The following is an 8,549-nucleotide window of genomic DNA, read 5'->3' on the forward strand; positions in this document are numbered from 1 at the left end:
CCCCCCCCCCCCCCCCCACTCCCGGAGCGAAATATGATGATGCGATTCCTGCTGTTACTGCTGCTCAGCCTGCCCTGGCTTGTTCAGGCCGGACCGGCCGCCGATTTTGCCGCCGCCAGCCGCAGCGATCAGCTGAAACTTCTGCAGCAGTGGGCCGCCGCACCGGATGCCGCACGCCTGCCGCTGTTGCAGGCTCTGCGCCAGGAGCGTGTCGTGCTGGACGACAATAAACACCCCTTCAGCCAGATTAATGGCCAGCTGACGCCGCTGGAAGGCAGCAATGCACCCGCCGGCAGCACCAAAAAGCTGTTTATGAACAACAGGCTGCGGGTGATGATCGCCACCACCCTCGCCGCCCACCAGCTGGTCAGCCCGGATAGCGCCCAGCGCCTGAGCGCGGCGCGCACGCTGCAAAATGATGCGCAGGCCGACCAGCTGCCGCTGCTGAAACAGCGGCTGGCCGCCGAACCGGACAGCCGCGTGCAGGCGGTGCTGGCGCAGGCCGTTGCCGGGCTGCAGCTGGCCGACGCTAACCCGCAGGTGCGCCTCGAAGCGGTGAAGCTGCTGGGCGAAACCAGCGATCCGCAGACGCAAGCCAGCCTCGAACGCCTGCTGCAACCCAGCGTCGAAGCCGATGCCAGCGTGCGTGCCGCCGCCGCCGATAGCCTGAAACAGATCCGCCATCGCCTGCTGCTCGGCGACCTGCTCGGCCAGGCCTTCACCGGCCTGTCGCTCGGATCGGTGCTGCTGCTGGCGGCGCTTGGCCTGGCGATCACCTACGGCCTGCTCGGGGTGATCAATATGGCGCACGGCGAGATGCTGATGATCGGCGCCTACGCCACCTGGATGGTACAGAGCCTGTTCCAGCGTTTCGCCCCGGAGTGGCTGGCGTTTTATCCGCTGCTGGCGCTGCCGGTGGCGTTCTTTATCACCGCCGCGGTCGGCATGGCGCTGGAGCGTACCATCATTCGCCACCTGTATGGCCGCCCGCTGGAAACCCTGCTGGCGACCTGGGGCATCAGCCTGATGCTGATCCAGCTGGTGCGCGTGCTGTTTGGCTCGCAGAATCTTGAGGTCGCTAACCCGCCCTGGCTCTCCGGGGGCTTACAGGTGCTGCCAAACCTGGTGCTGCCGTACAACCGCCTGGCGGTGATCCTGTTTGTTATCGGCGTGCTGGTGCTCACCTGGCTGCTGCTGAATAAAACCCGCCTCGGGATGAACGTGCGTGCGGTGACGCAGAACCGCGCGATGGCCGACTGCTGCGGCGTGCCGACCGGACGCGTGGATATGCTGGCATTCGGCCTCGGGTCCGGTATTGCCGGGCTGGGCGGCGTGGCGCTGTCGCAGCTTGGCAACGTCGGTCCGGAGCTGGGACAGGGCTATATCATCGACTCCTTCCTGGTGGTGGTAACCGGCGGCGTCGGCCAGCTGGCGGGCACCGTGGTCGCCGCGCTGGGCCTGGGTATTCTCAACAAGGTGCTGGAGCCGCAGATTGGTGCGGTACTCGGCAAAATCCTGATCCTCGTGCTCATCGTGCTGTTTATTCAGAAGCGACCGCAGGGGCTGTTCGCCTTAAAAGGCAGGGTGATTGACTGATGACGCAACCGATAACGCTTACCGTGGCGCAGAAAGCGCCGCGCCTGACGCTCTGCCTTGGCGCGCTACTGCTGCTCGCCCTGCTGCTGATGCCGTTTCTGGCCCTGCTACCGGCGGACAACCCGCTGGCGATCTCCACCTATACGCTGACGCTGGTCGGCAAGATCCTTTGCTATGCCATTGTCGCGGTGGCGCTCGACCTGGTGTGGGGCTACGCCGGGCTGCTGTCGCTTGGCCACGGGCTGTTCTTTGCCCTCGGCGGCTATGCGATGGGCATGTATCTGATGCGCCAGGCAGCGGGGGATGGCCTGCCGGCGTTTATGTCCTTCCTGTCGTGGAACGAGCTGCCGTGGTTCTGGGCGGGAACGCAGCATTTTGCCTGGGCGCTGTGCCTGATTGTGCTGGTGCCGGGGATGCTGGCGCTGGTGTTCGGCTGGTTCGCCTTTCGCTCGAAAATCAAAGGCGTCTACTTCTCGATTATGACCCAGGCGCTGACCTACGCCGGGATGCTGCTGTTCTTCCGCAACGAAACCGGCTTTGGCGGCAATAACGGCTTCACCGGCTTCACCACGCTGCTTGGCTTCCCTGTCACCGCCACCCGCACCCGCGTCGGGCTGTTTGTCGCCAGCGTGCTGCTGCTGGCAGCCAGCCTCGCCGTCGGTTTCGCCCTGGCACGCAGCAAGTTTGGCCGCGTGCTGACGGCAGTGCGCGATGCCGAAAATCGCCTGATGTTTTGCGGCTACGATCCGAAAGGCTTCAAGCTGTTTGTCTGGACGCTCTCCGCCGTGCTGTGCGGGCTGGCGGGCGCGCTGTACGTGCCGCAGGTGGGGATTATCAACCCCGGCGAAATGTCGCCAACCAACTCAATTGAGGCTGCCATTTGGGTGGCGCTCGGCGGGCGCGGCACGCTGATCGGTCCGCTGCTCGGAGCCGGGATCGTCAACGGCGCGAAAAGCTGGTTCACCGTCGCCTTCCCGGAATACTGGCTGTTCTTCTTAGGCCTGATGTTTATCCTCGTCACGCTGTTCCTGCCGCGTGGCGTGATTGGCCTGCTGCGCCGGAGGAAGCATGACTGAACCCCTGTTTACCCAGCCACACCCGGCAGACCGCCATCGCCAGCAGACCGACCCGGTGCTCCAGCTGGAAAAAATCAACGTCTCGTTTGACGGTTTTAAAGCGCTGACCGACCTGTCACTTCAGATTGGCGTCGGTGAACTGCGCTGCGTAATCGGCCCGAACGGCGCGGGAAAAACCACCCTGATGGATGTGATAACCGGCAAAACCCGCCCGGACAATGGCCGGGTGTTCTACGACCAGAGCACTGACCTGACCACGCTTTCCCCTGTCGAGATCGCACGCATCGGCATCGGGCGCAAGTTCCAGAAACCGACGGTGTTTGCCGCGCTGACGGTGTTTGAAAATCTGGAGATCGCGCTGAAAACCGATAAGTCGGTATGGGCCTGCCTGCGGGCAAAGCTTAACGGCGAGCAGCAGGACCGCATTGATGAGGTGCTGAAGCTGCTGCGCCTCGGGGCGGAACGTCAGCGCCCCGCCGGGCTGCTGTCGCACGGGCAGAAGCAGTTTCTGGAAATCGGCATGCTGCTGGTGCAGGACCCGCACCTGCTGCTGCTGGATGAACCGGCGGCAGGCATGACGGATGCCGAAACCGAATACACCGCCGAGCTGTTCCGCTCGCTGGCCGGCAAGCATTCGCTGATGGTGGTTGAGCACGATATGGGCTTTGTCGAAACCATCGCCGACCACGTGACGGTGCTGCATCAGGGCCAGGTGCTGGCGGAAGGATCGCTGCGCGAGGTGCAGGCCAACGAGCAGGTTATCGAAGTTTATCTGGGGCGCTGATATGTTACAGGTTACTGAACTAAATCAATATTATGGCGGCAGCCACATTCTGCGCGGCCTGTCGTTTGAGGTTAAAGCGGGTGAGATCACCTGCCTGCTGGGGCGCAACGGCGTAGGGAAAACCACGCTGCTTAAATGCCTGATGGGGCTGATCCCGGCGAAGTCCGGCACCATCAGCTGGCAGGATAAGCCGATCAACGGGCGCAAGCCGCACCAGCGCGTGCAGGCGGGCATCGCCTACGTGCCGCAGGGGCGCGAGATCTTCCCGCGCCTGACGGTAGAGGAGAATCTGCTCATGGGGCTGGCACGTTTTTCCGGCAGCCAGGCGCGTCAGGTGCCGGAGGAGATCTGGCAGCTGTTTCCGGTACTGTGGCAGATGAAGCAGCGGCGCGGCGGCGATCTTTCCGGTGGCCAGCAGCAGCAGTTAGCCATTGGCCGCGCGCTGGCCTGCAGGCCGCAGCTGCTGATCCTCGACGAACCGACGGAAGGGATCCAGCCGTCGGTGATCAAGGAGATCGGCGCGGTGATCCGCCAGCTGGCCGCACGCGGCGATATGGCGATCCTGCTGGTTGAACAGTTTTACGACTTTGCCGCCGAGCTGGCCGACAGCTATCTGGTGATGTCGCGCGGTGAGATTGTCCAGCGCGGCCTCGGCAAGGAGATGGAAAGCGACGGGGTGCGCGGGTTAGTAGCGATTTGATTTTGATACGGCGGGCCGACCGAAAAAGAGGGTCGGCCCCTACGGATTTCTCGGTCGGCCTTTAAAAAAATCATGTTAATAATCCCAATTAAATAAATTCCCATCTCATTAATAGATTTATATCTCCGCCCGCAATATTATAATTCCCTGCCGTTACTGAATATTCTTCATAAAGAAATAAATTTAATTTCATTTCATATTTCTTAAATATTCATATACTACTTTCCTGTATTGTCATCAAATCAAATTTACCGATCCTTTAATGGAGGTACTCGCGTGGCTATTTATCCGCTAACCAGCGTGCAGCAAGCCGTCTGGCTCGATCAGTTATTGACACCATCCACCCCCTGCTACAACGTTGGCGCGCTGTGGCGCATTGAAAGAGAGGTTGATATCACCCTGTTAAATCAGGCAATAAATGAAACTCTCGCCCAACATGATGCGCTGAAATTAACCTTAAAAGAGAGTGAAGGCGGTATTATTCAGACGACCGTATCGAATCAAGACTTCACTCTCGAATACCATGACTTTAGTCAGGATAACGACGCCGAAAAAAAAGCCCGCGAATACTTAAAGGATAAATTTAATCAACCTTTTAAACTGTATGAAGAATTACTCTGGCGCTGCGTATTTATTAAAACCACGGCGACAACTGCCTTGTGGTTGATTAATGCCCACCATATTATCGCCGACGGGACTTCGGTCTCTCTGCTGAGCGGCATGATTATGGATCGCTACAAACAGCTGAAAAGCGGTCAGTTAGCAGCCCACCAGCAGATTTTCGGCTATCGCGACTTTATCGCTAACGACTGCGCCTATTTGCAGTCCACACGCTATGAACGCGACCGCGCCTTCTGGCTGACGCGCTTTGCTGAGCATGCCCAGCCGGGAATGGAGCGGCGCGCCGGCTTTGACGCAGGCCAGGCGTGGCCCAGCCAGCAGATTAACCGCCCTCTTCCGCTGGAGCGCTATCAGCGCCTGTGCGCCCTGGCCGCCGCACACGGCTGTTCGCCGATGCACCTGATGACCGCGCTGCTGGCCTGCTGGTACAGCCGCCTGTGGCAGGTTGAACAGCTGACGCTCGGCGTGCCGGTCCATAACCGCAGCGGCGCTCAGCACAAGCGTACGCTTGGCATGTTCTCTTCGATGATCCCGGTGGCACTCAGCGTTGACCTCAGCCAGCCATTCAGCGCCCTGATGAACCAGATTGCCGCCGAACTTCGCTGCTGCTACCGCCACCAGCGCTTCCCGATTGCCGAGCTTAACCGCCAGCTGCGCCTCGGGCAGCAGGGCCGCCGCCAGCTGTATGACCTGAGCTTTTCGCTGGAAGTCTTCCCGACCGATATTGAACTGGAAGGCAGCCAGCTGAAAGTGGAAACCCTGCATCACGGTTTTGAACAGATGCCGCTGGCGCTTTATCTGCGCCACTATCACCCCGGCGATGCGCCGCTGCTGGAGTTTAACTTCAATGAAGCCTGGTTCAGCGCCGCCGATGCGCAGCGCAGCGCCGACCGCCTGCTGATGCTGCTGGATCATCTGCTCGACCACGGCGCAGAGCAGCCGCTGGCGCAGATCCCACTGCTATTGCCGCAGGAACAGCAGCAGATCTTCGGCCAGTGGAATAACACTGAACAGCAGTGGCCGCTGCCGGAAGGCATTCACCGCGGGTTTGAGCAGCAGACGGCACGCACGCCCGGCGCCGTTGCGCTGTGCGGTCACGGCGGCAGCGTCAGCTATCAGCAGCTCAATCAGCGCGCTAACCGGCTGGCGGCAGAACTACGCCAGGCGGGGATTGGCCCTGACGATCGCGTGGCGCTGTGCTGCGCCCGCAGCAGTGAGATGGTGACGGCGCTGCTGGCGATCCTCAAATCCGGCGGCGCTTACGTACCGCTCGATCCCGACTATCCGCCGGATCGCCTCAGCCATATGCTCAGCGACTGCGGGGCCGCGCTGGTGCTGCTCGACGATGCCGGCGAGCAGGCGCTGCGCCCGCTGCTGGGCGCCGATCTGCCGGTCTGGCATCTGAGCCGCGATGCCGCCCGCTGGCAAACTCAGCGCGAGGCTAACCTGCCCGCGCTGGCCGCCGACCCCCAGCGCTCGCTGGCCTATGTTATCTACACCTCCGGCTCAACGGGCAAACCGAAAGGGGTCATGAACGAACACCTCGGGGTGATGAACCGCCTGCGCTGGATGCAGGAGGAGTACCGGCTGACGCCGCAGGACTGCGTACTGCAAAAAACCCCGTTCAGCTTTGATGTCTCGGTGTGGGAGTTCTTCTGGCCACTGATGGTCGGCGCACGGTTGGCCATCGCCAGGCCGGCGGGTCACCAGGACCCGGACTACCTCAGCCAGCTTATCGCCGCACAGCAGGTCACGACCCTGCACTTCGTCCCTTCAATGCTGCAGCTGTTTCTTCGCCACGGCGACATGGAACGGTGCCGCCCGCTGCGCAAGGTGATGTGCAGCGGCGAAGCGCTGCCGCTGGCGGCAGTGCAGCGCTTCCACCAGCAGCTGCCGGATGCCGAACTGCATAATCTGTACGGCCCGACCGAAGCGGCGGTGGATGTCTCCTTCTGGCACTGCCGGCGCGACGATGCGCGCGGGCTGGTGCCGATTGGCAGGCCGGTCGCCAACACCCAGCTCTATATCCTTGATGCACAGCTGCAACCGCTGCCGCCGGGCGTCAGCGGCGAGCTGCATATCGGCGGCGTGCAGGTGGCGCGCGGCTACCTTAACCGCGAACAGCTGAGCGCCGAGCGCTTTATTGCCGACCCGTTCAGCAGCGATCCCGCTGCCCGCCTGTATAAAACCGGCGATCTGGCGCGCTGGCTGGAGGATGGCAGCATTGAGTACCTTGGGCGCAATGATTTCCAGGTGAAAATCCACGGCCTGCGCATTGAGCTGGGCGAGATTGAGCAGCAGATTGCCGGGTTTAGCGGCATCGACGATGTGGTGGTGATGGCCTGCGACGACGGCCGGGGTGACAAACGGCTGATCGCCTGGCTGGTTGCCGCCCCGCAGCCCGGCCTGCGCGAGAAGCTGCGCAGCACCCTGCAGGCCGCGCTGCCGGAATATATGATCCCCAGCGCCTTTGTGCGGCTGGATGCGTTTCCGCTCTCCCCTAACGGTAAGCTGGACCGCAAAGCACTGCCGCAGCCCGCATGGCAGGCGGAAGAAACGGCGTGGCGCACCCCGCAGAGCGCGGGTGAACGCCAGCTGGCAGCGTGGTGGCGCGAGCTGCTGCAGGTGGAGAACATCGGCTGCGACGACGATTTCTTCGCGCTTGGCGGCCACTCGCTGCACGCCATCCAGCTGATGGTGAAGCTCAAGCGCGCGGGCATCGCGCTGGAGATGAAAACCCTGTTTGCCAACAGCACGCTAAGCGCCCAGGCGCGCGCCATCGCCGGATGCGCGGAGCTGAACGCGCAGGCTGACGCGCCGCTGCCGATGCAGAAATTGCTGCAGCAGCTCAACCAGCCCGCGGCGCAGTTCCGGCTCACCCAGCGCCTGAACTCGCCCGCTGAAGCAGGTAATCTGTGGATGGTGCATCCGGCGGTGGTTGGCTGTGAGATCTACCGCGATCTGGCGCAGGCGTTTGACGGCCAGCTCAATGCCATCGGCATCAATAATTACAATCTGTACCACCAGCCGCCTATCCCGTCGCTGTCGGCGCTCGCCAGCTACTACCTGCAGCATATGGTGAGCCAGGGGCTGTCGCGCCAGCAGCCGGTGCAGCTGCTGGGCTGGTCGCTCGGTGGCGTGATTGCGCTGGAGATAGCCGCTCAGCTCGAGCAGCACGGCTATCGCGATATCCATCTCTGCCTGCTCGACAGCCTGTACCAGACCGACATTCAGCAGCGCATTGTGGCGGGCATGCTGGCGCCACTGCTGGCGATGATCGGCATCGAGGGGGAAGCGGCCGAACGCGCGCTGCGCATTGAGCAGCTTGAACTGTCGATGAACAACCAGCCGCTGAGCGCCCCGCTGCGCCACAGCCGGGTGACGCTGTTTAAAGCCACCGAGTTTGCCGACCTGAGCATGGACGGTATCGACGGCGCGGAACTGCTGGCGCTGAGCGATAATGGCCTGGGTAAAGTCTGCCCGCAGCTGCAGGTGATCCCGCTGGCGGCCAATCACCATTCGATTATCCTGTGCCACGAACCGATCGTCGCCGCGCTGAACCTGGCGCAGAAGATCGGCAGCAGCGCGGCGTAAACCAGCGGGTCAGGCATGCAACATCCGCGTTCCTGCGCGGCGGGTCAGGCATGCCTGACCCCTACAACATCCGTGTCCCTGCGCAGCGGGTCAGGCATGCCTGACCCCTACAACATCCGCGTCCCTGCGCGGCGGGTCTGGCATGCCTGACCCCTACAACATCCGCGTTCCTGCGTAG

The 8,549-nt window shown here is 62.2% G+C and carries 5 protein-coding genes; all 5 read left to right on the forward strand.

The window, feature by feature from the left end; genetic code table 11:
• Window positions 1-33 precede the first annotated feature (33 nt).
• The 5 genes from urtB (at window position 34) to QLG07_RS02255 (ending at window position 8,371) form a co-directional block, all read left to right on the forward strand.
• Window positions 34-1,596 carry an urea ABC transporter permease subunit UrtB gene (urtB, locus tag QLG07_RS02235; RefSeq protein WP_048914768.1) on the forward strand — a complete coding sequence of 521 codons (1,563 nt, stop codon included), beginning with the start codon at window positions 34-36 and terminating at the stop codon, window positions 1,594-1,596.
• On the forward strand, window positions 1,596-2,672 hold the full coding sequence (gene urtC, locus QLG07_RS02240; protein ID WP_187497540.1) for an urea ABC transporter permease subunit UrtC: 1,077 nt from the start codon (window positions 1,596-1,598) through the stop codon (window positions 2,670-2,672). The genes urtB and urtC overlap by 1 nt, the downstream gene beginning before the upstream one ends.
• Window positions 2,665-3,456, forward strand: a complete 792-nt coding sequence (gene urtD / locus QLG07_RS02245) for an urea ABC transporter ATP-binding protein UrtD (RefSeq protein ID WP_048914766.1) — start codon at window positions 2,665-2,667, stop codon at window positions 3,454-3,456. The genes urtC and urtD overlap by 8 nt, the downstream gene beginning before the upstream one ends.
• 1 nt (window position 3,457) lies before the next feature.
• Window positions 3,458-4,156: an urea ABC transporter ATP-binding subunit UrtE gene (gene urtE, locus QLG07_RS02250; protein WP_133624601.1), complete on the forward strand. Its 699-nt coding sequence runs from the start codon at window positions 3,458-3,460 to the stop codon at window positions 4,154-4,156.
• Between the two features lie 276 nt (window positions 4,157-4,432).
• On the forward strand, window positions 4,433-8,371 hold the full coding sequence (locus QLG07_RS02255) for an amino acid adenylation domain-containing protein (protein WP_282468373.1): 3,939 nt from the start codon (window positions 4,433-4,435) through the stop codon (window positions 8,369-8,371).
• Window positions 8,372-8,549 lie beyond the last annotated feature (178 nt).

The sequence above is a fragment of the Erwinia sp. V90_4 genome (genome assembly GCF_029967685.1).
GTDB classification, from domain to species: domain Bacteria; phylum Pseudomonadota; class Gammaproteobacteria; order Enterobacterales; family Enterobacteriaceae; genus Erwinia; species Erwinia aphidicola.

What these genes read in the sequence shown, in the direction of transcription:
- urtB (WP_048914768.1), top strand. Translation starts at nt 34, where the DNA reads ATGATGATGCGATTCCTGCTGTTACTGCTGCTCAGCCTGCCCTGGCTT.
- urtC (WP_187497540.1), top strand. Translation starts at nt 1,596, where the DNA reads ATGACGCAACCGATAACGCTTACCGTGGCGCAGAAAGCGCCGCGCCTG.
- urtD (WP_048914766.1), top strand. Translation starts at nt 2,665, where the DNA reads ATGACTGAACCCCTGTTTACCCAGCCACACCCGGCAGACCGCCATCGC.
- urtE (WP_133624601.1), top strand. Translation starts at nt 3,458, where the DNA reads ATGTTACAGGTTACTGAACTAAATCAATATTATGGCGGCAGCCACATT.